Annotated in this window: 26 protein-coding genes and 1 pseudogene; 9 read left to right on the forward strand and 18 right to left on the reverse strand. The window is 66.9% G+C overall.

Going from position 1 to position 26463, the window contains the following annotated elements:
- Position 1: 1 nt before the first annotated feature.
- Genes PSK12I2_RS0107805 through PSK12I2_RS0107825 form a run of 5 tightly spaced genes read left to right on the forward strand, consistent with a single transcriptional unit; the run spans position 2 to position 5669 of the window.
- Complete coding sequence (locus PSK12I2_RS0107805; RefSeq protein ID WP_027597951.1) at positions 2–940, forward strand: DUF58 domain-containing protein; 939 nt, start codon at positions 2–4, stop codon at positions 938–940.
- Positions 937–1431: a DUF4381 domain-containing protein gene (locus PSK12I2_RS0107810; protein WP_007160344.1), complete on the forward strand. Its 495-nt coding sequence runs from the start codon at positions 937–939 to the stop codon at positions 1429–1431. Before PSK12I2_RS0107805 ends, PSK12I2_RS0107810 begins: the two co-directional genes overlap by 4 nt.
- Positions 1424–2422 carry a VWA domain-containing protein gene (locus PSK12I2_RS0107815; protein ID WP_027597952.1) on the forward strand — a complete coding sequence of 333 codons (999 nt, stop codon included), beginning with the start codon at positions 1424–1426 and terminating at the stop codon, positions 2420–2422. Before PSK12I2_RS0107810 ends, PSK12I2_RS0107815 begins: the two co-directional genes overlap by 8 nt.
- Positions 2419–4092, forward strand: a complete 1674-nt coding sequence (locus PSK12I2_RS0107820) for a tetratricopeptide repeat protein (RefSeq protein WP_027597953.1) — start codon at positions 2419–2421, stop codon at positions 4090–4092. Before PSK12I2_RS0107815 ends, PSK12I2_RS0107820 begins: the two co-directional genes overlap by 4 nt.
- Complete coding sequence (locus tag PSK12I2_RS0107825; RefSeq protein WP_027597954.1) at positions 4089–5669, forward strand: BatD family protein; 1581 nt, start codon at positions 4089–4091, stop codon at positions 5667–5669. The genes PSK12I2_RS0107820 and PSK12I2_RS0107825 overlap by 4 nt, the downstream gene beginning before the upstream one ends.
- Here PSK12I2_RS0107825 and PSK12I2_RS0107830 read toward each other — a convergent pair.
- Both PSK12I2_RS0107830 and yedA read right to left on the reverse strand, forming a co-directional pair.
- On the reverse strand, positions 5657–6322 hold the full coding sequence (locus PSK12I2_RS0107830; RefSeq protein ID WP_027597955.1) for a YceH family protein: 666 nt from the start codon (positions 6320–6322) through the stop codon (positions 5657–5659). The genes PSK12I2_RS0107825 and PSK12I2_RS0107830 overlap by 13 nt on opposite strands.
- A gap of 199 nt (positions 6323–6521) precedes the next feature.
- Positions 6522–7427: a drug/metabolite exporter YedA gene (yedA, locus tag PSK12I2_RS0107835; protein ID WP_027597956.1), complete on the reverse strand. Its 906-nt coding sequence runs from the start codon at positions 7425–7427 to the stop codon at positions 6522–6524.
- Positions 7428–7576: 149 nt separating this feature from the next.
- Between yedA and PSK12I2_RS0107840 the strand changes: the two genes are divergently transcribed.
- On the forward strand, positions 7577–8014 hold the full coding sequence (locus PSK12I2_RS0107840; protein ID WP_027597957.1) for an Lrp/AsnC family transcriptional regulator: 438 nt from the start codon (positions 7577–7579) through the stop codon (positions 8012–8014).
- A 117-nt stretch (positions 8015–8131) separates the two neighbouring features.
- Here PSK12I2_RS0107840 and PSK12I2_RS0107845 read toward each other — a convergent pair.
- Positions 8132–8860 (reverse strand): annotated as a pseudogene (locus PSK12I2_RS0107845) (DUF2076 domain-containing protein); the annotation flags it as partial.
- 274 nt (positions 8861–9134) lie between these two features.
- On the opposite strand from PSK12I2_RS0107845, the gene PSK12I2_RS0107850 reads away from it, so the two are divergent.
- Both PSK12I2_RS0107850 and PSK12I2_RS0107855 read left to right on the forward strand, forming a co-directional pair.
- The gene (locus tag PSK12I2_RS0107850; protein ID WP_027597959.1) at positions 9135–9701 is read left to right on the forward strand and encodes a cysteine hydrolase family protein; all 567 of its coding nucleotides are present in this window, start codon (positions 9135–9137) and stop codon (positions 9699–9701) included.
- Positions 9702–9731: 30 nt separating this feature from the next.
- Positions 9732–10376: a YciC family protein gene (locus tag PSK12I2_RS0107855; RefSeq protein ID WP_027597960.1), complete on the forward strand. Its 645-nt coding sequence runs from the start codon at positions 9732–9734 to the stop codon at positions 10374–10376.
- 9 nt (positions 10377–10385) lie between these two features.
- Here PSK12I2_RS0107855 and PSK12I2_RS0107860 read toward each other — a convergent pair whose 3' ends face one another.
- A complete protein-coding gene (locus tag PSK12I2_RS0107860; protein ID WP_027597961.1) occupies positions 10386–10925 on the reverse strand; it encodes a DUF2058 domain-containing protein in 540 nt (179 codons plus the stop codon).
- 170 nt (positions 10926–11095) lie between these two features.
- Between PSK12I2_RS0107860 and PSK12I2_RS0107865 the strand changes: the two genes are divergently transcribed.
- On the forward strand, positions 11096–12019 hold the full coding sequence (locus tag PSK12I2_RS0107865; protein WP_027597962.1) for an aspartyl/asparaginyl beta-hydroxylase domain-containing protein: 924 nt from the start codon (positions 11096–11098) through the stop codon (positions 12017–12019).
- Between the two features lie 34 nt (positions 12020–12053).
- Here PSK12I2_RS0107865 and PSK12I2_RS0107870 read toward each other — a convergent pair whose 3' ends face one another.
- From PSK12I2_RS0107870 to flhA, 14 genes are all read right to left on the reverse strand, one after another.
- Entirely contained in the window at positions 12054–12470 is a 417-nt protein-coding gene (locus PSK12I2_RS0107870) for a DUF2802 domain-containing protein (protein ID WP_007160356.1), read from the reverse strand.
- The gene (locus PSK12I2_RS0107875) at positions 12470–12949 is read right to left on the reverse strand and encodes a chemotaxis protein CheW (protein ID WP_007160357.1); all 480 of its coding nucleotides are present in this window, start codon (positions 12947–12949) and stop codon (positions 12470–12472) included. Before PSK12I2_RS0107875 ends, PSK12I2_RS0107870 begins: the two co-directional genes overlap by 1 nt.
- 73 nt (positions 12950–13022) lie before the next feature.
- The gene (locus tag PSK12I2_RS0107880; RefSeq protein ID WP_027597963.1) at positions 13023–13943 is read right to left on the reverse strand and encodes a chemotaxis protein CheW; all 921 of its coding nucleotides are present in this window, start codon (positions 13941–13943) and stop codon (positions 13023–13025) included.
- 57 nt (positions 13944–14000) lie between these two features.
- On the reverse strand, positions 14001–14789 hold the full coding sequence (locus tag PSK12I2_RS0107885; RefSeq protein ID WP_027597964.1) for a ParA family protein: 789 nt from the start codon (positions 14787–14789) through the stop codon (positions 14001–14003).
- Between the two features lie 35 nt (positions 14790–14824).
- Positions 14825–15688 (reverse strand): flagellar motor protein MotD, encoded by an 864-nt coding sequence (gene motD / locus PSK12I2_RS0107890; protein ID WP_027597965.1) that lies wholly within the window; start codon positions 15686–15688, stop codon positions 14825–14827.
- Positions 15689–15699: 11 nt separating this feature from the next.
- On the reverse strand, positions 15700–16440 hold the full coding sequence (locus PSK12I2_RS0107895; protein ID WP_007160361.1) for a flagellar motor protein: 741 nt from the start codon (positions 16438–16440) through the stop codon (positions 15700–15702).
- Positions 16441–16474: 34 nt separating this feature from the next.
- Positions 16475–17593: a chemotaxis response regulator protein-glutamate methylesterase gene (locus tag PSK12I2_RS0107900; protein WP_027597966.1), complete on the reverse strand. Its 1119-nt coding sequence runs from the start codon at positions 17591–17593 to the stop codon at positions 16475–16477.
- 82 nt (positions 17594–17675) lie between these two features.
- A complete protein-coding gene (locus PSK12I2_RS0107905) occupies positions 17676–19919 on the reverse strand; it encodes a chemotaxis protein CheA (protein WP_027597967.1) in 2244 nt (747 codons plus the stop codon).
- 26 nt (positions 19920–19945) lie between these two features.
- Positions 19946–20734, reverse strand: a complete 789-nt coding sequence (locus PSK12I2_RS0107910) for a protein phosphatase CheZ (RefSeq protein ID WP_007160364.1) — start codon at positions 20732–20734, stop codon at positions 19946–19948.
- A gap of 19 nt (positions 20735–20753) precedes the next feature.
- Positions 20754–21128, reverse strand: coding sequence for a chemotaxis response regulator CheY (locus tag PSK12I2_RS0107915; RefSeq protein WP_169853335.1), 375 nt, complete (start codon positions 21126–21128; stop codon positions 20754–20756).
- Positions 21129–21215: 87 nt separating this feature from the next.
- The gene (fliA, locus tag PSK12I2_RS0107920) at positions 21216–21956 is read right to left on the reverse strand and encodes an RNA polymerase sigma factor FliA (protein WP_027597968.1); all 741 of its coding nucleotides are present in this window, start codon (positions 21954–21956) and stop codon (positions 21216–21218) included.
- Complete coding sequence (gene fleN / locus PSK12I2_RS0107925; RefSeq protein ID WP_017642087.1) at positions 21953–22783, reverse strand: flagellar synthesis regulator FleN; 831 nt, start codon at positions 22781–22783, stop codon at positions 21953–21955. The genes fliA and fleN overlap by 4 nt, the downstream gene beginning before the upstream one ends.
- A 92-nt stretch (positions 22784–22875) precedes the next feature.
- Positions 22876–24204 carry a flagellar biosynthesis protein FlhF gene (gene flhF, locus PSK12I2_RS0107930; protein ID WP_027597969.1) on the reverse strand — a complete coding sequence of 443 codons (1329 nt, stop codon included), beginning with the start codon at positions 24202–24204 and terminating at the stop codon, positions 22876–22878.
- A 10-nt stretch (positions 24205–24214) separates the two neighbouring features.
- The gene (gene flhA, locus PSK12I2_RS0107935) at positions 24215–26317 is read right to left on the reverse strand and encodes a flagellar biosynthesis protein FlhA (protein ID WP_223855469.1); all 2103 of its coding nucleotides are present in this window, start codon (positions 26315–26317) and stop codon (positions 24215–24217) included.
- Positions 26318–26463 lie beyond the last annotated feature (146 nt).

Genomic DNA, 26463 nt, shown 5'->3' on the forward strand with positions numbered 1-26463 from the left:
GATGGCCGAGCGCAACGGCGTGACCCTGGGCCTGGCCGAGCTCATCGAGATGCGCCACCGGGTGGTCGAGGTGCAGCTGTTTTCCGCCGCCGGACGGCGCAGTCCGCTGATCGGCCTGCACCACTCGCGCCTGCGCGGGCGCGGCGTGGACTTCGACCAGGTGCGCGCCTACCAGCCCGGCGATGACGTGCGCGCCATCGACTGGCGCGTCACCGCCCGCACCCGCGAGCCCCATACCAAGCTGTTCCACGAAGAACGCGAGCGGCCGGTCTATCTCCTGCTGGAACAGAGTCCGCGCACCTTCTTCGGCACCCGCCAGCAATTCAAGTCGGTGCTGGCCGGGCGCCTGGCCGCGCTGATCGGCTGGGCGGTGCTGGAGCACAACGACCGCATCGGCGGCATGATCTTTGGCGGCGAACGCCTGCACGAGGTACGGCCAAGGCGCAGCAAGCAGAATCTGCTGCGTTTCTTCGATCACTTGATCAACGCCAATCGGGCGCTGCAGGATCCGGCCCTGGCCCAGGTGCCGCGCATCACCTTCAACCAGGTCCTGCGCCGCGCCCGCGAGGTGCTGCGTCCCGGCAGCCTGGCCCTGGTGATCTGCGACGAGCGCAGCCTGGACGTGGCCACCGAGCAGCACCTCACGCTGCTTTCGCGGCACAGCGACCTGGTCCTGCTGCCGCTTTCCGATCCGGTGGATCACGAATTGCCCCAGGCCGGCCTGCTGCGCTTCACCAGCGGTCCGGCGGAAGTGGAACTGGACACCGACCGCGCCGACGTGCGCCAGGGCTACGCCGAGCAGGCCGCGCAGCGTCGTGAACGCTGGACCGAACTCAGCCTGCGCCTGGGCATTCCGCTGCTGCCGCTGTCCACGGCGGACGACCTGGTCGAGCAGTTGCGGCACCTCCTACGCCAGCACCGTCCGGGGTACACCTCGTGACCCCCGGCCTGCCGAATCTGGAGCCGCTGCGGTTGCCGCCGGAGCCGACCCTCTGGCCACCGGCGCCGGGCTGGTGGCTGTTGCTGCTGGTAGTGGTGGCGCTGGGCTTCTTTCTGCGCCATCGCCATGGCCGGCGGCCGCTGGTCAGCGCGCCCCTCGCCGAGGCGACCACCGAAGAGGATCTGCGCACCACCGCCCTGGCCGAACTGGCCCGCCTGCCGCGCCCCTATGGCGCGCCGGCCGGACCCTGGTTGCAGGCGCTCAACGCCCTGCTCAAGCGCCTCTGCCGCGCCAGCTATCCGGATCAGCTCAGCCAGACCCTGAGCGGCCGCGACTGGCTGGCCTTTCTCGATTCACGCTGTCCGGCGGCCGGCCTGACGCGCTACATGATCCTGGTCGACGGCGGCTATCGCCCGGATTGCCGGCTAGATGACCGCGCCATCGACGGCCTGCAGGACGCCGTCGCTACCTGGATCCGCAAGCATGTTTGAATTCGCCTGGCCCTGGTTGTGGCTGCTGCTGCCGCTGCCCTGGGCGCTGCGCGTGCTCCTGCCGGCGGCCGACAGCGGCCAGGCGGCCCTGCGGGTGGAATTCCTCGCTGAACTCGAACACCTGGGTGGGCGCACCCGCCACACCGGCGGCCTGAGCGGCGCCCGCCGTCTGCTGCCCTTTCTGCTGGGCTGGCTGCTGATCCTGGCCGCCGCGGCGCGTCCGCAGTGGGTGGGGCCACCCCAGCCGCTGGACGTGAGCGGGCGCGATCTGTTGCTGGCGGTGGATGTCTCCGGCTCGATGGACACCCCGGACATGCAACTGGGCGACGAGAACGTCAGCCGCCTGAGCCTGGTCAAGCAGTTGCTCGGCCGCTTCATCGACAGTCGCCAGGGCGATCGCGTCGGCCTGATCCTGTTCGGTTCCCAGGCCTATCTGCAGGCACCGCTGACCGCCGACCGGCGCACCGTGCATGCGCTCCTGGAAGAAGCCCAGATCGGCCTGGCCGGGCGTAACACCGCGGTGGGCGACGCCGTGGGCCTGGCGGTCAAGCACCTGCGCAAGCGCCCGGACAACAGTCGCACCCTGATCCTGGTCACCGACGGCGCCAGCAACGGCGGCGTGGTGACGCCCGAGGTGGCGGCCAGCCTGGCGGCCAGCGAGCGGGTCCGCGTCTATACCCTGGGCATCGGCGCCGACCCGGACACCCTGGGCGCCGGCGCGACGCCCAGCGATCTCGACGAACCCATGCTGCGCCACCTCGCCGAGGTCACCAACGGCGCCTATTTCCGGGTGAGATCCAGCACCGAACTGGCCGCCGTGTCGCGCCAGCTCGATCGTCTCGAACCCATCCGCCAGCAACCGGACCAGGCCCGCCCCACCCGCGAACTCTATGCCTGGCCGCTGGCCGGGGCACTGATGCTCGGCTTGGCCCTGGCGCTTGGCCGCCTGCCGTGGCCGACACGCTGGCAGCGTGGAGGCAAGGCCCGATGAGCGACTGGCTGCCGCTGCTCCTGCGTCCCTGGTGGCTGCTGGCCCTGGTGCCGGTCGCCCTGGTGATCGGCTCGCTGCGTCGGCGCCGGCATCGCCACGGGCGCTGGCAGGCGCTGCTGCCCCCGGCGCTGCAACCCTGGCTGCTCAGCGACAGCGATCGCCAGCGCTCGCCCCTCGGGCTGGTGCTGCTGGGTCTGGCCGGGGTGCTGGCCTGTCTGGCCCTGGCCGGTCCCAGCTGGCAGCAGGGCGAAGCGCAGAACTTTCGGCGCAACGATCCGCTGGTGGTGGTCTTGGCGCTGACGCCCGATCTGCTCGCCACCGATGTCATCCCCAATCGCCTGCTGGCCGTGCAGCGCAAGCTGCAGGACCTGCTCAAGGCGCGCCAGGACGGCGAGACCGCCATCGTCGTCTATGCCGGCAGCGCCCATACCCTGGTGCCCCTGACCGACGACCTGCCGACCATGGACAACCTGCTCAAGGCGTTGCGGCCGTCGGTCATGCCGGTGCCCGGCCAGCGCGCCGACCTGGGTATCGCCCAGGCCCTGGAGCTGCTCGGCCCGGCGCCCAGCGCCAGCGCCCGGCTGCTGCTCATCGCCAGCGACCTGGACGACCGCGAGCGGCTGGGCCTCGAGCGCCAGCTGCAGGGTCGGCTGCGCCAGCTGGCGATCCTCGGCCCGGGTACGCCCCAGGGCGCCCCGGTGGCCGCCGAGACCGGCAACTACCTGAGCGACGCCGCCGGCGGCATCCGCATCGCCCGCCTGGCCGAAGGCCGCCTGCAGGACGTCGCCCGCGAGCTGGGTGGCCGCTATCAGCGCCTGCAACGCGATGACAGCGACCTGCGTCGCCTCGGTCTGCTGGAGCGACCCGACGATGTGCGGGCCAGCGAGGGTCAGGGACCTTCCGACTGGCGCGACCAGGGTTACCTGTTGCTCCTGCCCCTGCTGGTCCTGGTCGCCTGTGGCGCACGCCGCGGCTGGCTGCTGTGCCTGCCCTTCTGCCTCTTGCTGACGCCGCCCCCGGCGCAGGCTGGCAGCTGGGACGATCTCTGGCTGCGCCGCGACCAGCAGGCCCTGCAGCTGCTGGCCGACGACCAGGCTGGCGCGGCCGCCGACCTCTTTACCGACGAGCGCTGGCGCGGCGTGGCGCTCTATCGCGCCGGCGACTTCAGCGGCGCCGCCGCGGCCTTCGCCCGGGATCCCTCGGCGGACGGCCACTACAATCGCGGCAATGCCCTGGCCATGGCCGGACGCCTGGACGAGGCCCTGCGCGCCTACCGGGCGGCGCTGGTGCTGCGTCCGGATCTGACCCCCGCCCTGCGCAATCGCAACCGCCTCGAACGACTGCTCGCCCAGCGTGCCGCGGCCCAGGCCGAGGCCGCCGCCCGCAGTCGCCAGGCCCAGAGCGCCAGTCAGAGCAGCGCCCAGGCGGACGAGCCGGCCAGCAGCAGTACCCCGCCGTCCACCGCGGCCGCTGCGGCCAGCCCGCAGCAGCAGGCCCAGGCCGGCGCGGACTGGCTCGTCAGTCCGTCCTACGCCGAAGATCCCCTGGCGGAGGAACAGCGTCAGGCCGCCGAACAGTGGCTGCGGGAGATTCCCGACAACCCGGCCGAGCTGCTGCGCCGCAAGTTTTGGTACCAGCAACAACAACGCGAGGAGAACGCGCTGCAATGAAGGCCTATCCCTTGCTGCTGCCCCTCGCGCTGCTCGCGCCCCTGGTGCAGGCGGCGGACCTCAGCGCCCGCCTGGAGCGCACTCAGCTCAGCCAGAACGAGACGCTCGAACTCATTCTCGAAACCACCGATCCCGCGCAGTTCGGCAAGCCCGATCTCGGCCCGCTGGAGCAGGACTTCCGGGTGCTCGGGGTCCGCCAGAACAGCCTGCCGCCCGGCGAGCGGGTGACCACCCGCTGGAACGTCACCCTGCAACCCAAGGCCAGCGGTGCCCTGACCATTCCCGCCCTGACCCTCGACGGCGCCCGTAGCCAGCCGCTGACCGTCACCGTGGAGGCCAGCGCCGCCAAACGCCAGGCCCGTGAGCCGGTCTATCTGGAAGCCTCGGTGGAGCGCACCCGGCTCTATGTGCAGGCGGAAACCATCCTGACCATTCGCCTCTACCACGCCGTGGCGCTCTATGACGATCATGTGCTCACCCCGCCCAATCCCAGCGAGGCCCGGGTGGATCTGCTCGGTACGCCGCAGGTCTACGAGCGTGACGTCGAGGGCGTACGCCATGGCGTGATCGAGTGGCGCTACGCCATCCATCCGTTGCAGAGCGGCACCCTGGTATTGCCGCCCCAGACCTTCAGCGCCACCCTGGCCGGCGGTCTCGACGACAGCTCCAGGGCCGGCCAGCCGATCCAGCTGCGCACGCCGGCCCTGACCCTGGACGTCCTGCCACAGCCCGCCAGCTATCCGCCACAGACGCCCTGGTTGCCGGCGCGCAACCTGACCCTAACGCAGCAATGGAATCCCGCCCCGGCAGAGGCTCGCGAAGGCAGTGCCCTGACCCGCACCCTGCAGGTGCGTGCCGAAGGCCTGGCGCCTGGCCAGCTGCCCCCACTGGTGCTGCCCGAGACCGAGGGGGTGAAGCGCTATGCCGAACAGCCGCGGCTGTCCATGCAGACCCAGGCGCGTGGGCTGGTCGGGCAACGCGAAGAGCGTGTCGCCCTGATTCCCACCTCCACGGGGGACAAGGTCCTGCCGCCAGTGGAGGTGGTCTGGTGGAACACCGAGACCGACACCCTCGAACGCGCCACCCTGCCCGCCCAGACCCTGGTGGTCGCCGAGGATCCGACGCTGCAGCCGGTGGCGACCGCCGCGGCCAAGATCAGTGGCAATGACCGCGGCCTCTGGCGCTGGCAGCTGGCAACGGCCTTTTTCGCCCTGACCACCCTGCTCGGCTTCGGCCTCTGGTGGCGTGCCCGCCGGCAGCCGGCGGTCCTGCCGACGGTGCCCGATCTCGACAGCCGCCTGCAGCGCGAAGAGCTGCGCCGCGCCTGCCAGAGCAATGATCCCCACGCGACCCGCCACGCCCTGGACGCCTGGGCGCGACAGCAGCCGGAGACCCTGGCGGCCATGGGCGCGCGCTTCGAACCCCTGGCCGCGGCCCTCGATGACCTCAACGGCGCGCTCTACAGCGAAGCCGGTCAGCGCTGGCAGGGCGAGACGCTGTGGCAGGCGATCAATGCCCTGCCGCCGCTGACGCCCGCGGCCGTGCACGACACCCTGCCGCCGCTCTATCCGCGCTGAGCGCCTTCCTCCAGGCGCGCCAGCCGCTCTTCGAGCGCGGCGAGCCGGGCTTCCAGCGCCTCCAGCCGTCCTTCGCGCCCACCCGCGGGCGCACTGGCTTCGGCGGCGCTACCCAGTTGCGCGACCTGGGCATCGCGTTCCGCGGCGTTGCCGAACAGATGCAGATAGCGCTCTTCGCGCTGGCCGGGTTGCCGCCCCAGACCGGTGGCCAGGCCACGAGCGATCAACCGCTCCAGGTGGTGACGCACCTGCTCGGTATCGTCGAAGGCATGCATCCGGCCGCTGCGGGCCAGCAATTCCCCCAGGGTCTGGGGGCCGCGCAGGAACAGCAGCGCGCAGAGCACCCACTGGGGTGGCGGAAGCTCCAGCACCTTGTCCAGCCGCTGTTCCCAGCGATCCGCCCGACTACCCATCACCAGGCGCGCCAGACCGCGTTCTTCCAGGCGCCGCAGCCCCTGTCCCACCTCGCCCGGGGTCAGATTGAGCACCGGCTCGCGACTGGTCTTCTGGTTGCAGGCCAGCACCAGCGCATTGAGGGTCAGGGGATAGCTTTCCGGCGTGGTCAGCTGCTTTTCGATGAGGCTGCCGAGAACGCGGATCTCGTTGGCCTCCAGCGGCTCTTCGGCAAAGGCGGGGGTGACTGCTTGGCTCATGGCGGACTCCGCTTGGATGACGCGCCAGCCTAGCCTGCCCTCCGAGCCTGTTCAACGTCTCGCGAGCTAGAGCCAAGCAAGGCGAAAAGGGCTGAGGAAGCGGAGTTTACGAGCGGTAAATGAGCATTCCGACGGGGCTGGCCTTCCAGGCCATTTTCAACGCAGTTTGGCCGACGCGCAGCAGACTTTGATCAGGCTCTCAGCGCCGTCGCCACTGCGGCAGCCCAATCAGCACCACGGCGCCGACGATGACCAGCATGGCCAGCATCTCCGCCGGCCCGATCCGTTCACCGACGAACAGGGTGCCCAGCAGCACCGCCACCACCGGATTGACGTAGGCATAGCTGGTGGCGGCCGCCGGTCGTACCCGCCCCAGTAGATAGAGATAGGCGCTGAAGGCGATCAGGGAGCCGAACACCACCAGATAGCCCAAGGCCAGCCAGCCGCCCAGGGCCGGCCAGTGCTGCAGGCGCTCACCGCCGAGGTAGCTGGCGCCGAGCAGCGCTGCACCGGCCACCAGCATCTCCACGGCGCTGGCCATGGCTCCGCGCGGCAACGGCAGGTAGCGACTCCAGATCGAGCCGAAGGCCCAAGCCGCCGCGGCGAGCAGGATCACCGCCGCACCCAGGGGCGTGGCGCTCATGGTATCGCCCAGGTTGAGCAGGGCTATCCCCAACAGACCTAGGGCGATGCCGGCCCATTCCAGCAGGGTATTACGCTGTCCCCAGAGCAGGCCGAACAGCAGGGTGAACAGCGGCACCGTGGCGATCGACAAGGCCGCGATGCCGGAGGTCACGCCCCAGTGCTCGGCGAGGGTCACGCCGCCGTTGCCGATACCCAGCAGCAGGATGCCGATCACCGCGGCCGCGGCGGTCTCGCGCGCCGTCGGCCAGGGGGTCCCGCGCAGGCGCAGCCAGCCCAGCAGCAGGCTTCCGGCGATCAGGAACCTCAGCCCCGCCATCAGCAGCGGTGGCCAATGGGCCACGCCGATGCGGATCACCAGATAGGTGGAACCCCAGACCACATAGAGCGCGAAAAAGGCCGCCAGCAGGGGCAGCCAGCTGGGTAGGCGCGGCGCGAGGCAGGGCGAAGCGGAGGTGTCCATGCGCGAGGGATTCCTGAGGGGTCAGGCAGCCATTGTAGGAGCGCACGACGGGACGGCTAAGATACAGTCAGGGGATAAAGGGCCGATCGGGCTTTGATTCAGCAGACTTTAGGAGCAAAGACCTTCGATTCGAAGGCAAGGGAACGGACATGGACCATATCGATCGCCGTCTCATCGACCTGCTGCTGGTGGAGGGCCGCGCCAGCTACGCGGACCTGGGTCGCCGACTGGGACTCTCCGCGCCAGCCATCGCCGAGCGCATCGCCAAGCTGGAAGACGCCGGGATCATCACCGGCTATGGCGCCCGTATCGATCGCCGCGCCCTGGGCTACGGCACCGAATGCCTGATCTCCCTGCGTCTGCACAGCACCAGTCAGGGTCCGGTATTGAAGAAGCTGGAGGCCCTGCCCCAGCTGCTCGCCTGCCACCGGGTCACGGGAGAAGACTGCCTGATGCTGCGTGTCGCCGTACGCGACATGGGCGAACTGGAGAGCCTCATCGATCAGCTGAACCGGTTCGGCATGAGCCGTACCGTGGTGGTGCTGTCGACGCCCTTCGAGCGCCCCCTGCCGCTCCTGCCGGGCTGACGGCGCGCAGAAAAAAGCCCCGGCGCCTCGCGGCACCAGGGCTGGCGGAGCGACGCCCCGTCAGATGAAGGAGTCGTCGTCGCCACTGTCGTCGAAGAAGCCGCCACCGCCGCCGGTATCGCCATAGTCGGCGGCGTCCTGGAAGCCCCCGTTATCCTGATAGCCACCGGCGTCCTGGAATCCGCCGCCATTGTCGTAGCTGGCGTTGTCCGCCCAGCCTCCCTGGGAGCCGGCATCGGCCAGGCCCTGGTCGGCAGCCGGGGTCTCATTGATGACGTTGACGATCTCCTCGGGTTGCGAATGGTGGAACAGACCCGAAATCGCCTGAGCCGCCAGCACGCCACCGGCTACCCCGGCCGCCGTCTGCAGCGCACCGCCCATGAAACCGCCCATGCGCGAGGGCGCTGCCTGGGGTGCGCCATAGCCGGGCGCGGGCTGGGCATAGCCGGGATTGGGCTGGGCATACCCCGGATTGGCGGGCCGCGACGCCGCCGGACCCGGATCATTCCAGCCACGCGACGGCGCCGCGTTGGCCGCTGCCTGACCGCCCGCTGGCTGGCTGCTACCGCCACCGAAGAGGCTGGACAGGAAGCCACCGCTGCTCGGGCGATTCTGCTGGACCTGGGCCATCTGGCTTTCCAGTTCCCGGACGCGCTGGTCCAGCCGCTTGATGGCGGCTTCCTGGATCAGCATCGCCTGGGCCATGTAATAGGGTGCCGCGGGCTGCTCGCGCAGGCGCTGCTGGATCAGCGCCTCGGCTTCCCGGTCACGGGGCGCGGTCTGGGCTTCCGTGGTCTTGAGACGGTCGAACAGACCTTCGATCAGCTGGCTTTCTTCGCGTTGCATGATGACCCTCCCGCAGACGGTCTACTGGCGGCCTTCCCCGGGGAACGGCCTGGATGTCGAAAGGCGCAAGGCTGCGCACTGTTATGCCAGATAAAGGCGCAGCGGTTGCTTTTCAAGTTGCGTTCGCACGGCATTCAGCACAGGTTCAGCCAGAGGTCCACTGGCGCCCTTCCCATCTGAAGAGCCGCCCTGCCAGGGAGTTCCGGGTGGCATCCAGGACTGGACAACCGGCCGGCGCTGCGGGAGCCTGAGTCTTTGCCTGCGAGGCCTGCGCATGCCGCCCCTGCTCATCCTGATCGACCAGCAACAGGGCATCCGCGCCCCGCACCTGGGCCCACGCAACCACCCCGAAGCCGAGCAGCGCCTGGCCGAGCTACTGGCGGCCTGGCGCCAGGCCCGGGCGCCCCTGCTGCATGTCCGGCACCTGTCGCGCAATCCGCATTCGGTGTTCTGGCCAGGGCAGCCCGGCGTGGAGTTCCAGCCGGCCCTGGCGCCCCTGCCCGGCGAGCCGGTGTTCGACAAGCAGGTCCCCGACGCCTTCGCCAACAGCGGGCTGGAGCGCTGGCTGCACCAGCGCGGCATCGCGTCGCTGCTGATCTGCGGCGTGGCCAGCGAGAATTCGGTGGAGGCCACGGCCCGCAGCGCCGGCAATCTGGACTTCACCACCTGGGTCGCCGAAGACGCCTGCTACACCTTTGCCAAGACCGACTTCGCCGGGCAGCCCCGCAGTGCCGAGGAGGTCCATGCGATGGCCATGGCCAACCTGCACGGCGAGTACGCCACCGTCACCTCCACCGCGGCCATGCTCGAACGCCTGCGAGCGAGCGGGTCGCCCTGCTAGACTGCCCCCCTGCCCGTCTGGAAGCGTTGCATGAACCCTGTCGATATCCTGCGCGACTCGCTGTCCTTCTTTGCCCGCAATCTGCGCCCCCTGGCCGTCCTCACCCTGCCCTGGCTGCTGCTCGAAGCCTTGCTGCGCTATCAGGTGCTGGAGCGCTTCGGCGCCAACGGCGGCCTGTGGGACATGCTGGTCAGTCTGCTCTGCTATCCGCTCTACACCGCCGCACTGCTGATCTTTCTGGAGGCGCGCACCCAGGGCAACACCCCGCGCCTGAGCGGCGTGTGGGGCGCCGCCCTGCTGCTCTGGCCGCGCTTCGCCGTCCTCGCAGCCGTGACCTCGGGGCTGGTGATGCTGGGCTTTTCGCTGTTGATCGTGCCGGGCTTTCTGATCATGGCCAAGCTGGCCTTTGCCGAGAACCTGCTGGTCCTGGAGGGACGGGCGCCGCTGGACGCCCTGCGCGGCAGCTTCCGGCTGAGCCGCGGGCATTTCTTCACCCTGCTGGCGTGCATCCTGGCCACGGTCCTGCCGGCCTGGCTGCTCGACGCCTGGATCACCCGGCATTTCGCCGAGGCCGCGGTGCCTGAGATCGTGCTGCAGACCTTGTCGGGCTTCCTGCAGCTGATCCCCAGCATCGCCGTCTACCGCATCTACATGCTGGTCAGGCAGAAGGCCTGACCAGGCCACTCACCACATCAGGTCGTCCGGCACCTGGTAGGCCGCGTAGGGATCGTCCGGATCCGGCTCGCCGCTCTGCACGTTGAGCAGCACCACCCGCTTGGGATCGCGCTCCTGGATGCGTTCGGCGGTAGCCCGGGGCACCACCTCGTAGCGACCTTCGTAGCGCACGATGGCCAGACTGCCCTTGCTGAGCTTGTCTCTCATCATGACGTTGACCGACAGGCGCTTGACCTTCTTGTCGTCGACGAAGTTGTAGTAGTCCTCGGTGGTCAGCTTGGGCAGGCGGCTGGTTTCGATCAGCTGCTTGATCTGCGCCTGCTCGGCCTTGCGCTTCTTCTTGTCTTCCTGAGCGCGATTGAGCTCCTGGTCCTTGGCCAGTTTTTCCGCCTGGGCCTGCTGGACGGCCAGCTCCTGGGAGCGATCCTTTTCCGCCTGCCCGCGATGCTCCATGCGGTTCTGCTTCTGCTTCTGCTTGACGGCCTGCTTGGCCTGCTTTTCATTGACCAATCCGGCTTTCAGCAGCTGGTCGCGTAGGGACATGCTCATCGATACGACTCGTCTAGATCATCCAAGGGGGCGCAGCTCGGAAGCGGCCGCGCGCCAGGGTGTCCATCCTGCGCAGCCGACGAACCGAGTGCAAGCCTTTCTCTGGGGTGAAATAATGCGGTCATGACCTATCCGCCCCTGGTTCGGGCGCTGCCGATCACAATTCGCCCATGATTACCTTAGCGATCGTCCTGCTCTTCGTCGCCAGCGTGCTTTTCGTTCACCTTCGCGGACGCGCTCGCCTGCCCTTCCTACGTCAGCTGGTCAACCACTCGGCGGTGTTCGCGCCGTACAACGCCCTGATGTACCTGTTCTCCAGCGTGCCGTCCAAGCCCTATCTGGATCGCAGCCGCTTTCCCGAGCTGGATGTGCTCAAGGACAACTGGCAGGAGATCCGCGTCGAAGCCCTGCGACTGTTCGACGAGGGCTACATCCGCGCGGCGGAAAAGGACAATGACGCCGGCTTCGGTTCCTTCTTCAAGAAGGGCTGGAAGCGCTTCTACCTGACCTGGTACGGCGAGCCGCTGCCCTCCGCCCAGACCCTCTGCCCGCGCACCGTGGAGCTGGTGCGGCAGATCCCCAACGTCAAGGGCGCCATGTTCGCGCTGCTGCCGGGCGGCAGCCACCTGAATCCCCATCGCGATCCCTTCGGCGGCTCGCTGCGCTACCACCTGGGTCTGGCCACGCCCAACTCGGATGCCTGCCGCATCTATGTCGACGGCCAGCCCTATGCCTGGCGCGACGGCGAGGACGTGATGTTCGACGAGACCTATGTGCACTGGGTGAAGAACGAGACCGACCAGACCCGGGTCATCCTCTTCTGCGACGTCGAGCGGCCGCTGCGCAATCGCCTGCTAACCCGCGTCAACCAGGCGGTCAGCCGCTTCCTGGGCAGCGCCACGGCGCCGCAGAACGTCGAAGGCGAACGCGTCGGCGGCATCAACCAGGCCTATGCCTTCAGCAAGAGATTCGGGGATCGTATCGGTGGCGGCGTGAAGAAATTCAAGCGGCGCCATCCCAAGGCCTATCGCATTGCCAAGCCAGTGCTGGCGGTGCTGGTGGTGATCGCGCTCTACCGCTGGATCGTCAGCTGAGGCGGCGATCCCGCGCAGGCGGCGTCAGCGGCTCCTAGCCGGAACGCTGCTGGCGCTGTCGGTGCAGCCGGGCCACCAGCTCGGCTTCGGCCTGGGACAGACCACAGGCCTGGGTGAGATCGTCGGCGCTGGCGCCCAGTCCCACCAGGCGCGCAGCCTGGGAAAACGACAGACTGGTAGGGTCGCTCTGCTCGATCTGGGTCAACCGATCGGGCAAGGGCGCCACCACCTTGGCCAGTCCCTGCACCTGTTCACCCATGCGTACCTGCCCGGCCTGGTAGGTTTCCAGGCGCTTGAGCAGGATCTGCATGCGCTTGTCGACCAGGGCCTCCCGCTCGGCCAGCTTGGCCGCCTGCTGCTGCTGGCGTTGCCAGAGCAGCCAGCAGCAACCGCCGAGGCCGGCACAGGCCAACCCCAGGGCGACGCTGAGCAGGATCAGCCCGACGAGCATCAGATGCTTTCCAGCTCCGACCACTCTTCTTCGGTCATCAGCTTGTCGAGCTCGACCAGGATCAGCAGCTCGCCGTTCTTGTTGCACACACCCTGGATGAACTTGGCGGATTCGTCATTGCCGACGTTCGGTGCGGTCTCAATCTCCGACTGCCGCAGATAGACCACCTCGGCCACGCTGTCGACCAGGATGCCAACGACCTGCTTGTCGGCCTCGATGATGACGATACGGGTGTTGTCGGTGACCTCGGTGGGCAGCAGACCGAAGCGCTGACGGGTGTCGATCACCGTCACCACGTTGCCACGCAGGTTGATGATGCCCAGCACATAGCTCGGCGCACCCGGGACCGGAGCGATTTCGGTGTAGCGCAGGACTTCCTGGACCTGCATCACGTTGATGCCATAGGTCTCGTTATCCAGGCGGAAGGTGACCCATTGCAGGACCGGATCTTCGGAACCCTGTGCGGACGTTTTTTTCATGTTCCCTAGCCTCGTCAAATACCGCACGTGCGGCGAAGCGGGCGAACCCGCCGGTTAGTTGCAGCGGGCAGCCCTAGCGACGGCCACCCACCACCTGTTCAGCGAGCGCCGCCACATCCAGCAGCGCACACATCTGATCGATCACCGTACCGGCCAGCCACGGCCGGGTAGCGCGCTGGTTCCGCCATTTGACCTCGGCGGGATCCAGACGTACCGAATGGCTGACGCCGTGCACGGCCAGGCCCCAATCCAGACCTTGCAGCGATATCACGAATTTCAGCCCCTCGCGATAGTCGTCACGGTAACGCTCGGGCATCACCCAGCGCGCCGCGTCGAGCACACGCAGATTACCTGCCTGGCAGGGTAGCAGGCCCAGGAACCAGTCTGGCTGACCGAACAGCGGCGTCAACTCTTCGTCGGCCAGCGGATAGATGGAACCCAGGCACACCAGGGGCGCGGCCAGGGTCAGGCCGGCGACGTCGAACAGCAGGCATTCGAAAGGCTCTTCACCCCACTCCGGGCGACCGTCCAGATGCACGGCGCTGGGCGGTACGCCAGCCGCTGCCACGGGCTGCGTAGCCGGGGTGCCCACAGCGATGCCTTCCACCGCCGGACGGGCCGGCTCGGCGACCGGTGCCAGTTCGGGGACGCGCCAGTCCAGTTCGATATCGGTTTCGGGCGCGAGCAGCGGCTGGGGTGCAGGCAGCAGGACCTCGGGCAGGACGCGCTCGGCCAGGGCGACCGCGGGACGCCGGGCGGCCAGCGGCACGACCCGCGGTTGCCGTGCGGCATCCCGCTCGAGTTCTTCGCGTACCGCGGCGGCGAATTCGTCTTCGCTCACGCTGGCGATCGGCGCGGCCGGCACCACCACGGGCGCCACGACAGGCGTGGCTTCGGCAGTCGGCAGTTCCAGGAACGCGTCCAGCAGCAGGGCATCGAGATAACCCTGGAGGACACGCTGAGGACGATTGTCGAGGGACGTCGGTTGGCTCATGGCGATCTACGTGAGTGAGTTGTCCAGCCTATCGGCCGGCGGAGTGGAAAACTTGAATCAGGCGACCTGGCTGCTGGGCGCACCGTCGAGCAGATGCCGCAGCAACGCCCGGTAGGCGATGACGCCGCGGCTGTTCAGCTCGTAGCGCGACGGCACCTGGCCGGAGCGACTGGCATCGCGCAGCCGGGTATCGATGGGGATGAAGGCCTGCCACAGCTGGGCCGGATAGGTGTTGCGCAGGACCTTGAGCGTGCCGATGGAGGCCTGGGTACGGCGGTCGAACAGGGTCGGCACTATGGTGTAGGGCAGCGCCTGCTTGCGCGAACGGTTGATCATGGTCAGGGTGTTGACCATGCGTTCGAGCCCCTTGAGCGCGAGGAATTCGGTCTGGGTGGGAATCACCAGATGCTGGCTGGCCGCCAGGGCATTGACCATGAGGACGCCGAGCAACGGCGGACTGTCGATCAGCACGTGATCGAAGTCGTTCCACAGCTGCGCCAGGCTCTTGGAGATCACCAGCCCCAGGCCGCTCTGGCCAGGCGACTGCCGCTCCAGGGTGGCCAGGGCCGTGCTGGATGGCAGCATGGACAGCTGCGGATGGCTGGTGGGCAGCAGCAGGCGCTGCGGCAGCCCTTCCGGAACCTGACCCCCGTGCTGGAACAGGTCGAACACGCTGTGTTCGAGGCTGTCCGGATCCTGACCGAAATAGCTGGTCAGGGAACCGTGGGGATCGAGATCCACCAGCAGGACGCGCTTGCCCTCATCGCCGAGCAACCCGGCGAGGGCAACGGTGGTGGTGGTCTTGCCCACCCCACCCTTCTGATTGGCGACAGCCCAGACTCTCATGTGCAGACTTCCTCCCGACGACACGACCAGCCGGGTCAAGGTGCCGGCGTAGGGGCCGGCGACGAAGATTTGACAGGCGCCACCCCGGGCGCCGGTTCTCCAGGCGATGCTGCAGATTGTGTGCCAGTCGACGGATTTTGCAAGGTGCTCTGTGGCCGGAACAGGTCGAGATTGCGCGAGATCAGCAGCACCACCCGCCGATTGCGGGCGCGGTTGACGTCACTGGTGTTGTCGACCACCGGCTGATAGGCGCCATAGCCCACCACGGCCAGGCGCTGCGGCGCGATGCCATTACCGATCAGCAGGCGCACGATACTGGCGGCCCGGGCTGCCGACAGCTCCCAGTTGGTGGGATACAACGCCGTGCTGATCGGCCGGTCGTCCGTGTAGCCCTGGACCTGAATCGGATTCTTGAAGGGTGCCAGAATCTTGGCCACCTTCTCCATGAGGCCGAAGGCGGGATTGCTCGGCAGGGAATCGCCGCTGGCGAACAGCAGGTTGGAGCTGAGCTCGATTTCCAGCCACATCTCACTGGCCTTGATGTTCAGCTGATCGCCCGCGATGAGATCGCCGAAGGTGGCCCGCACACTGTCGGCGATCTGCTGCAGCGGATCGCTGGGGTTACCCTTGGCCGGCTGGGCGGCGCTGGCATCCATCACCGTCGGCGTCACGCCGGCGGGACGCTGGTCGCCGAGGGGGATGGGTTTGAGCGAACGCTCCGGCTGGCTGAAGATGCCGGACAGGCTGTCCGAGAGCACCTTGTACTTGCTCTCGTTCAGCGAGGAAATGGAATACATGACCACGAAGAAGGCGAACAGCAGGGTAATGAAGTCCGCGTAGGAGACCAGCCAGCGCTCGTGGTTCTCGTGCTCTTCGGGACGGCGGCGGCGACGAGGCATGCGGCGTCCTCCTAGTCCAGAAAACCTTGCAGCTTCATTTCGATGGAGCGGGGATTTTCGCCCTCGCCGATGGACATCAGCCCTTCCAGCAGCATTTCCCGGTAGCGGGACTGTTGCTGCGCCAGCGCCTTGAGCTTGTTGCCGACGGGCAGCAACAGCAGGTTGGCGAAGCCGACACCATAGATGGTGGCCACGAAGGCCACGGCGATGCCGCTGCCCAGTTGCGAGGGATCGGCAAGATTCTGCATGACGTGGATCAGGCCCATCACCGCGCCGATGATGCCCACCGTGGGCGCATAGCCGCCCATGGCCTCATAGACCTTGGCGGCGGCGATGTCGCGGTCTTCCTGGCCGTAGAGGTCCACCTCGAGGATGCTGCGCAGGGCTTCGGGCTCGGTGCCGTCCACCAGCAACTGCAGGCCCTTGGCGGCATAGGGATCGGCTTCGCGGGCGACCAGGGGTTCGAGCCCCAGCAGACCTTCCTTGCGCGCCACGTTGCTCCAGTTGACCACCTTGCGGATACCGCCGGTAAGGTCCAGCCGCGGCGGCACGAATACCCAGGCCAGCATGGTCAGGGCGCGCCGCAGCACCGGCAGGCGGGTCTGCAGCAGGACGGCGCCCAGGGTACCGCCCACCACGATCAATGCCGCCGGGCCATTGGCCAGGGCGGTAAAGGAGCCGCCCTCCAGCAGGTTGCCGCCCATGATGGCGGTAAAGGCCAGCAGGATGCCGATGAGACTGAGCACGTCCACGCTCAATGCCCTTCTGGCCGGAGAACGCCTGCCGTCACGAACAGGCCTCGGTCAGGTGTCTGCCGATGTCGTCCAGGCCATAGATGGCGTCGGCCAGATTGGCCTTGGCGATGGCCATGGGCATGCCGTAGATGACGCAACTGGCTTCGTCCTGGGCCCACACCTGGCTGCCGACCTGCTTGAGCATCCGGGCGCCTTCGCGGCCGTCGGCGCCCATGCCGGTCAGGACCACCGCCAGCACCTTGTCGGCATAGGCCTTGGCCGCGGAGCCAAAGGTCACGTCGACGCAGGGCTTGTAGTTGAGGCGTTCGTCACCGGGCAGGATCTTCACCATGCCGCGGCCATCCACCATCATCTGCTTGCCACCCGGTGCCAGCAGGGCCAGGCCCGGACGCAACTGGTCACCGTCCTCGGCTTCCTTGACGCTGATGCGGCAAAGCTTGTCCAGGCGCTCGGCGAAGGCCTTGGTGAAGGCGGCAGGCATGTGCTGGATCAGCACCAGAGGCGCCGGGAAATTGGCTGGCAACTGGGTGAGCACCCGCTGCAGAGCCACCGGCCCTCCGGTTGAGGTGCCGATGGCTACCAGGCGATAGTGCTTGCGCTTGGGCGGCGGCGAAGCCGGGGCGGCGGGTGCATGACCCGCTGCAGCGCCGCTAGGCGCAGCCGGACGCGCTGCCGGTCGGGCCGTAGCCGGCGCCGCGGCGGCGCTTGCGGGCGCTGCCGGCGCGACGCTGGGCGCCACGGCGAAGCGCCGATTGGACCGGGCGATATGATGGATCTTCTCGCACAGCAGCTTCTGCACGCTGGCCGGATTGCGCGAGATGTCCTCGAAATTCTTGGGCAGATAGTCGACCGCGCCGGCATCCAGGGCGTCCAGGGTAACCCGGGCGCCTTCATGGGTGAGCGAGGAGAACATCAGCACCGGGGTCGGGCACTTCTGCATGATGTGGCGGACCGCGGTGATGCCGTCCATCATCGGCATCTCGTAGTCCATGGTGATGACATCGGGTCGCAGCGCCAGGGCCTGGTCGACCCCTTCGCGTCCGTTGCTGGCCGTGCCCACCACCGAGATGTTGGGATCGGCCGCCAGGATCTCCTTGAGCCGACGCCGGAAGAAGCCGGAATCGTCCACCACCAGTACTTTTACCGGCATACGTTGAAACTCCTAACCTTGGGCGGCGCAGGCCACCCGATGGCGCCGGGCACGGGCCCGACGCCGCTCGTACCCGACCGACTCAGAGCCCGCGACGGGCGTAGCGCTTGAGCATGCTGGGCACATCGAGGATGAGCGCGATGCGGCCGTCGCCGGTGATGGTCGCCCCGGACATGCCAGGCGTTCCCTGCAGCATCTTGCCTAGTGGCTTGATGACCACCTCTTCCTGGCCCACCAGTTGATCGACCACGAAGCCGATGCGCTGGGTGCCCACCGAGAGGATCACCACATGCCCCTCCCCCTGCTCCACATGGGCCGCATTGGGCACCAGCCAGCGCTTGAGGTAGAACAGCGGCAGCGCCTTGTCGCGCACCACCACCACTTCCTGGCCGTCCACCACGTTGGTGCGGGACAGGTCGAGGTGGAAGATCTCGTTGACGTTGACCAGCGGGAAGGCGAAGGCCTGGTTGCCCAGCATCACCATCAGCGTCGGCATGATCGCCAGGGTCAGGGGGACCTTGATGACGATCTTGGAGCCCTGGCCCTTGGTCGAGAAGACGTTCAGCGTGCCGTTGAGCTGGCTGATCTTGGTCTTGACCACGTCCATGCCCACACCGCGACCGGAGATGTCGGAGATCTCGGCCTTGGTGGAGAAACCCGGGGCGAAGATCAGGTTGAAGCACTCGGTCTCGGTCAGGCGATCGGCCGCGTCGCGGTCGAGCAGACCTTTTTCCACGGCCTTGTTGCGCAGCAGATCCGCGTCCATGCCCTTGCCGTCATCGGAGATCGACAGAAGGATATGGTCGCCTTCCTGCTCGGCGGAGAGCACTACGCGCCCCGCACGGGACTTGCCGTTCTCTTCACGCTCGGCCGGTCCTTCGATGCCGTGGTCGACCGCGTTGCGCACCAGGTGCACCAGCGGATCGGCCAGGGCCTCGACCAGGTTCTTGTCCAGGTCGGTTTCTTCACCGACCAGTTCCAGATTGATCTCTTTCTTCAGGCTGCGCGCCAGATCGCGGACCAGGCGCGGGAAGCGACCAAAGACCTTCTTGATCGGCTGCATCCGGGTCTTCATGACCGAGGTCTGCAGATCGGCGGTGACCACGTCGAGGTTGGACACGGCCTTGGCCATGGCTTCGTCGCCGCTGTTCAGGCCCAGGCGTACCAGACGGTTACGCACCAGCACCAGTTCGCCGACCATGTTCATGATCTCGTCCAGCCGCGCGGTGTCGACCCGCACGGTGGTCTCCGCCTCGCTGGTGGGACGCTCGGCAGGCGCGGCGGCTGCCGGCTTGGGCACCGCGGCCTCGGCCACCGGCGCCGGCTTCGGCGCAGGCGCGGGAGCCGCCGGCTGAGGTGCGGCCACCGGTGCCGGCGCAGCGGCCACCGGAGCGGCTACCGCTTCCGCGGCTGCCGCGGGACCACTGAACTTGCCCTTGCCATGCAATTCGTCGAGCAGGGATTCGAATTCGTCGTCGGTGATCTCGTCACCGCTCGCTGCGGCTGCCGGAGCCGCTGCGGCCGGGGCTGCAGCGACGGGTGCCGCGGCTTCGCTGGCGACGAACTTGCCCTTGCCGTGCAATTCGTCGAGCAGGGCCTCGAATTCATCGTCGGTGATGTCGTCGCCACCGGGCGCGGCCGCGGCAGGGGCCGCAGCGGCAACTGGCGCGGCGGCCGGCGCCTCCTGGAACTTGCCCTTGCCATGCAGCTGGTCGAGCAGGGCTTCGAATTCGTCATCGGTGATGTCGTCGCCACCGGCGGCTGCCGGCGTTTCCGCTGCCGCGCTCGGCTCGCTGCCCAGGGCATCGAGCAGATTCTGGAAATCGGCATCGCTCAATTCCGGCTCGGCCGCCGCAGCGGCGACCGGAGCCGGTTCCGCGACCACTGCCGGAGCGGCAGCCACGGGCGCAACCGCAGCCGGCGCCGGCGCACTGCCGGCGGGCTCGGCCAGGCGGGCCAGGGCCGCCAGCAATTCGGGCGAGGCCGGGGTCGGCTCTTCGCGTTCACGGACCTGACCGAACATCTCGTTGACGGAATCCAGTGCCTGCAGCACCACATCCATCAGCTCGGCATCCACGCGGCGTTCGCCCTTGCGCAGGATGTCGAAAACGTTTTCCGCGATATGGCAGCACTCGACCAGGGTATGGAGCTGCAGGAAACCGGCACCGCCCTTTACGGTATGGAAGCCACGGAAAATGGCGTTCAGCAGATCCATGTCATCCGGGCGGCTTTCCAGCTCGACCAATTGTTCGGACAACTGTTCGAGAATCTCGCCGGCCTCTACCAGGAAATCCTGGAGGATCTCTTCATCGGCGTCGAAGCTCATTCCTGCACTCCCCAAGAGGGTCTGGGTCAAAAGCCCAGACTGGATAGAAGATCGTCGACGTCGACCTGAGCGGCCACGACGTCTTCACGCTTATCGGCATGAATCTGCGGACCTTCACCCTTCATCGTCTTTTCTTTTCGATTCTGTTCGATCAGCGCGGTGTGATCGTGACTGAAGCCGGTATAGCGATCGACCTGGCTGGCCATCATCACCAGCTTGACGAGGTCTTTCTCGATCTGCCCGACGAGATTGACCACGCGCTTGATCACCTGACCGGTAAGGTCCTGGTAGTCCTGCGCCAGGAGGATGTCGTTGAGCTTGGCCGACAATTGCTCGGCGCTGCTCTCGCTGTGACTGAGGAAGGCGTCGACGCGCTTGGCCAGCTCGCGGAATTCGTCCGCGCCCATTTCCCGGCGCATGAACTTCTTCCAGTCGGCATGCACGGCCCGGGCTTCGTCGCCGAAGTTGCCTACCAGCGGGGCGCTCTCCTCCACCAGATCCATGGTCCGGTTGGCGGCGTTCTCGGTCATCTTCACCACGTAGGAGAGACGATCGGTGGCATCGCTGATCTGGGAGACCTCTTCGCCGGCCATGCCGCGCGGATCGATCTCGAAGTTGACGATGGCGTTGTGCAACTCGCGGGTCAGCTTGCCGACTTCCTGGTAGAGACCCCGATCGCGCAACTGGTTGAGTTCATTGATGACGTGCACGGCCTGGGTGAAATCGCCGCTTTCCAGGCATTTCACCAGCTCTTGGGCGTGCTGTTTGAGATTCGACTCGAAGTCGCTGAAGCTGTTGGAGCCAAGCTGATCCATAACGTCCCCGCGGCTTTCTTCAGCCGTTCACCCGCTCGAAGATCTTGTCGATCTTTTCTTTCAGCACCTGGGCGGTGAAAGGCTTGACCACATAGCCGTTCACGCCGGCCTGAGCGGCTTCGATGATCTGCTCGCGCTTGGCTTCGGCGGTCACCATCAGCACTGGCAGGGTCTTCAGGCGCGCATCGGCGCGCACCTGGCGCAGCAGGTCGATGCCGGTCATGCCGGGCATGTTCCAGTCGGTGACGAGAAAATCGAAGTTGCCGCTCTGCAACATCGGCAGCGCGGTGTTGCCGTCGTCCGCTTCGGCGGTGTTGGTGAATCCCAGATCGCGCAGCAAATTCTTGATGATGCGTCTCATCGTGGAAAAATCGTCCACGATGAGGATTTTCATGTTCTTGTCCAAGTCGACCTCCGTCCTAATCCGCACACACGCCGCAAGGCGCGTCTAAGCAATCGTAGTAGCCTGAGTACCAGCCGGTTAACGCGAACGCCATTCCGCCAGCCGCGCCCGCAGGCGTGCCGCGCATTGACTGTGAAGTTGGCAGACGCGTGACTCGCTCACGCCCAGCACCTCGCCGATTTCCTTGAGGTTGAGTTCCTCGTCGTAATACAGCGAGAGCACCAGACGTTCACGCTCCGGAAGATTGGCGATGGCGTCGGCCAGGGCCTTGCGGAAGCGCTCGTCCTCCAGACCGCGACCGGGTTCGAGTTCATGCGAACCGCTCTCCTCGAGCCCATGCTCACCACCCTCCATGAGGTCGTCGAAACTGAACAGGCGACTCCCCATGGTGTCGCCAAGGATGCCGTAGTACTCATCCAGACTCAATTTAAGTTCGGCCGCGACTTCGGAATCTTTAGCGTCGCGACCGGTGCGCGCTTCCACCGCGCGAATGGCGTCGGTGACCATGCGCGTGTTGCGGTGCACCGAGCGTGGTGCCCAATCGCCCTTGCGGACCTCGTCGAGCATGGCGCCGCGGATGCGGATGCCGGCGTAGGTCTCGAAGCTGGCACCCTTGCCGGCGTCATATTTGCGCGAGGCCTCCAGCAGGCCGATCATGCCGGCCTGCATCAGGTCCTCGACCTGCACACTGGCAGGCAATCGCGCCAGGAGGTGGTAGGCGATGCGTTTCACCAACGGCGCATAGCGGTTGATGAGTTGCTCCTGCTGGGTACGTTCCGAGGTTTTGCTGTACATGCGAAGCCCGCTGGATGCTGTCATGCGTGGGTACCGATGGCTGGTTGCACAAGGCGCTCGACAAAGAACTCGAGATGGCCGCGCGGATTGGCGGGCAACGGCCAGCCATCGACTTTCTGAGCTACCGCACGAAAGGCCAGCGAGGCCTTGGCACGCGGAAAGGCTTCGAACACGGGGCGCTGTTTCTGCACGGCTTTGCGCACCGCCTCGTCGAACGGAATGGCGCCCACATACTGGAGGGCGACATCCAGGAATCTGTCGGTCACCTTGGTCAGCTTAGCAAAGAGATTGCGACCTTCCTGGGGCGTCAGCGCCATGTTCGCCAGGACCCGGAAACGGGTGACGCCATGGTCGCGATTGAGCAGCTTGATCAGGGCGTAGGCATCGGTGATGGAGGTGGGCTCGTCGCACACCACCACCAGGACTTCCTGGGCGGCGCGAACGAAGCTGACCACCTGGTCGCCGATGCCGGCCGCGGTATCGACGATGAGCACGTCGAGGTTTTCGCTGATGTCGCTGAAGGCCTGGATCAGACCGGCGTGCTGGGCCGGCGTCAGATTGACCATCGCCTGGGTGCCCGAGGCCGCCGGGACGATGCGGATGCCGCCCGGGCCGTGCAGCAGCACGTCGCGCAGCTCGCACTCGCCGGAGATGACGTCGGCCAGGGTGCGCTTGGGCGACAGGCCGAGCAGAACGTCGATGTTGGCAAGGCCCAGGTCGGCGTCGAGCAGCATGACGCGCCGCCCGATATCGGCCAGGGCCAAGGCCAGGTTGACCGACACGTTGGTCTTGCCGACACCGCCTTTACCGCCCGTGACCGCTATGACTTGGACGGGATGCATGCTACCCATTGCCTGATACCTTTGATTGAAATCCGTCACACTTTAGACCAAGTGCATTTGGCGTGCCCAGGCATGCGATGCACCACTACCGTTCGTCTGCGCTAACCGGCGCGGCGGGCATTGCTCTGATACAGGCCGGCAAGCATGCCCGCCATGGTTTCTTCGCTCGGTTCCTCGGGGGCCTGCAGGCTCACCGCGCGGCTCACCAGCTGGTGGCTGCGGGCCGGATGCAGGTCGTCCGGGATGCGCGGGCCGTCGGCAATGTAGGCCACCGGCAGGCGCTGGCTGATGGCCAGACCCAGGGCCTCGCCGAGACTGGCGGCTTCGTCCAGCTTGGTCAGCACGCAGCCGCTCAGGCCGCAGCGCCGATAGCTGTGGTAGGCCGCCTTGAGCACCTGGCTCTGGCTGGTGACACCCAATACCAGATAGTTGCGAATTTTCAGCTGGCGGTTGGCCAGGGCTTCGAGCTGCACCTTGAGCGCCGGATCATTGGCGGGCATGCCCGCGGTGTCGATCAGCACCAGGCGCTTGCGTGCCAGGGGTGCCAGCGCCTGGGCCAGGGACTGGCCCGGGTCGACCAGGGTCACCGGCACGTCGAGGATGCGGCCAAGGGTCTTGATCTGCTCCTGGGCACCGATGCGGAAGCTGTCCATGCTGACCAGCGCCAGACTCTGGGGACCGTACTTGAGCACGTAGCTGGCGGCGAGCTTGGCCAGGGTGGTGGTCTTGCCCATGCCGGCCGGACCGACGAAGGCGACGACACCACCCTCCTCCAGAATCTTGGCATCGGTGGTCTTGGCCAGCTGGGCGAAGTTGGCCAGCAGCATGCGCCAGGCATGGCGCGGGTCCTGGATCTTGGCGACGCTGTCGAGCAGGTGGCGGGCCAGATCGGCCGGCAGACCCATGCGCTGCAGACGACGCCAGAGGCCGGCCTGCTGCGGACGGGTGGACTGCACCTGGGTCCAGGCCATGGAGCCGAGCTGGACTTCCAGCAGTTCACGCAGACCGCTGAGTTCGCTGCGCATGGCTTCCAGGGCGCGACGGTCTTCCGGCGCGGCGCTGGCGGCAGGGGCGGCAGCGGCCGGCTGGGGCGCACGCGGCGGGGCGATCACCGGCTCGCGGCGGCTGTCGGCGGCGCTGATGGCGCCGAGCAGCTGCTTGTCCTTGGGTGCGGCCGAGGGCACGCCCGGCGCGCGGATGCTGAGGTCGGCATGGGCCTGGGCGATCTTCGCATGGGTCTTGCGCAACTCCGCCTGCAGCTCCGCGTTGGGCGCGGCCGGTGCCGGAGCCTGGTAGTCCAGCGCCGCGGTCAGCTCGACACCACCGGCGACCCGGCGGTTGCTGAGGATGGCGGCATCCGGGCCCAGCTCGTCGCGTACCAGCTTCATGGCTTGACGCATATCGGCGGCGAAGAAACGTTTGACTTGCATGATCTAGACCTCAGCCATTCTGGCCAACGGTAGCGACGATGGTGACCTGCTTGTTGTCCGGAATTTCCTGGTAGGCCAGTACACTCATGTTCGGCGCCGCCATCCGCGCGAAGCGGGACATCATCCCGCGGATCGCACCGGCTACCAGCAGCACCACTGGCTTACCCATCATTTCCTGACGCTGCGCTGCCTCGATGAGGGAACGCTGCAGTTTTTCAGCCATGCCAGGCTCGAGGAACATGCCGTCCTCGGCGCCTTGACCGGCCTTCTGCATACTACTTAGCAACATCTGTTCCAACCTTGGCTCAAGGGTGATAACAGGCAGCTCAGGCTCCATTCCAACGATGTTCTGGACGATTGCGCGGGACAAGGCGACCCGTACGGCACCGGCGATGGCGGCGGGATCTTGACTCCGCGGACCGACGTTGGCGATGGCTTCGGCGATGGTACGGATGTCGCGGACCGGGACCTGCTCCTGCAGCAGTTGCTGGAGGATCTTGAGCAGGGTCGACAGGGAGACGATGCCGGGCACCAGCTCCTCGGCCAGCTTGGGCGAACTCTTGGCCAGTACCTGCAGCAGTTGCTGGACCTCCTCGTGGCCGATCAGCTCGTGGGCGTGCTTGAAGAGCACCTGGTTGAGGTGGGTGGCGACCACGGTGCTGGCATCGACCACGGTGTAGCCGAGGGACTGGGCCTGGTCGCGCTGGGTGACGTCGATCCAGACCGCCTCCAGACCGAATGCCGGATCCTTGGCGGCGACGCCGTTGAGGGAGCCATAGACCTGACCGGGGTTGATGGCCAGTTCGCGGTCGGGATAGATCTCGGCCTCGGCCACGCTGACGCCCATCAGAGTCAGACGATAGGCGTTGGGCAGCAGGTCCAGGTTGTCGCGGATGTGTACCGACGGCATGAGGAAACCGAGGTCCTGGGACAGCTTCTTGCGCACGCCCTTGATCCGCGCCAGGAGTTGGCCACCCTGGTTGCGATCGACCATGGGGATCAGCCGATAGCCGACTTCCAGACCGACCATGTCCACCGGGGTGACGTCGTCCCAGCCCAGCTCCTTGGCCTCGGCCGGACGCTGCACGGGAGCCAGGTCCTGCTGCTTCTTGGCTTCGACCTCGGCGGTCTGCTTGGCCTGGCGCTGACGCTTGTAGATCAGCCAGGCACCGGCAGCGGCGGCGCCACCCAGGCCGAGGAACGGCAGGTGCGGCATGCCAGGCACCAGGCCCATGGCGATGATGATGAAAGCCGAGACCGCCAGCGCCTTGGGCGAGGCGAACATCTGACGATTGACCTGCTGACCCATGTCTTCGGCGGAGGACACCCGGGTGACCATGATGGCCGCGGCGACCGACAGCAGCAGCGAGGGAACCTGGGCGACCAGGCCGTCACCGATGGTCAGCAGGGCGTAGATGCGCGCCGCTTCGCCGAACGGCAGACCGTGCTGGGCCATACCGATGGCCATGCCGCCGATAAGGTTGATGAACAGGATCAGCAGACCGGCGACGGCGTCACCGCGGACGAACTTGCTGGCACCGTCCATGGAACCGTAGAAGTCGGCTTCCTGGCCCACTTCGGTCCGGCGCTTCTTGGCTTCGGCCTGGTCGATGATGCCGGCGTTCAGGTCGGCGTCGATGGCCATCTGCTTGCCGGGCATGGCGTCCAGGGTGAAACGCGCCGACACCTCGGAGATGCGGCCGGCACCCTTGGTCACCACCACGAAGTTGATGATCATGAGGATGGCGAACACCACCGCACCGACCACGTAGTTGCCGCCGACCACCACCTCGCCGAAGGCCTGGATGACCTTGCCCGCGGCGTCGTGACCGTCCTGGCCGTGCAACAGCACCACGCGGCTCGAGGCCACGTTCAGCGCCAGGCGCAGCAGGGTCGACACCAGCAGGATGGTCGGGAAGACCGCGAAATCCAGCGGCCGCAGGGCGTAGACGCTGACCAGCAGGACCACGATTGACAGGGCGATGTTGAAGGTGAACAGCACGTCCAGCAGGAACGGCGGCATCGGCAGGGTCATCATGGCGAGCATCGCCAGGACGGCCAGCGGCACGCCCAGATTGCCGCGAGCCAGACCGCGCATGTTGCCCATCATCATGGATTTGTCGACTTTCACACCCATTCCTCGCTTGCCGGTGCCGTCGTCACGGAAAGTTGACGCGGCGCACTGTTCGCAGGGGCTTGAGCAAGCTCCGGGCCAACTGCTCAAGACCTTGAATCAGCGAGGTTTTCCGAGAGGTGATA

The sequence above is a fragment of the Pseudomonas sp. MOIL14HWK12:I2 genome, assembly GCF_000510745.1.
Lineage (GTDB): Bacteria > Pseudomonadota > Gammaproteobacteria > Pseudomonadales > Pseudomonadaceae > Chryseomonas > Chryseomonas oryzihabitans.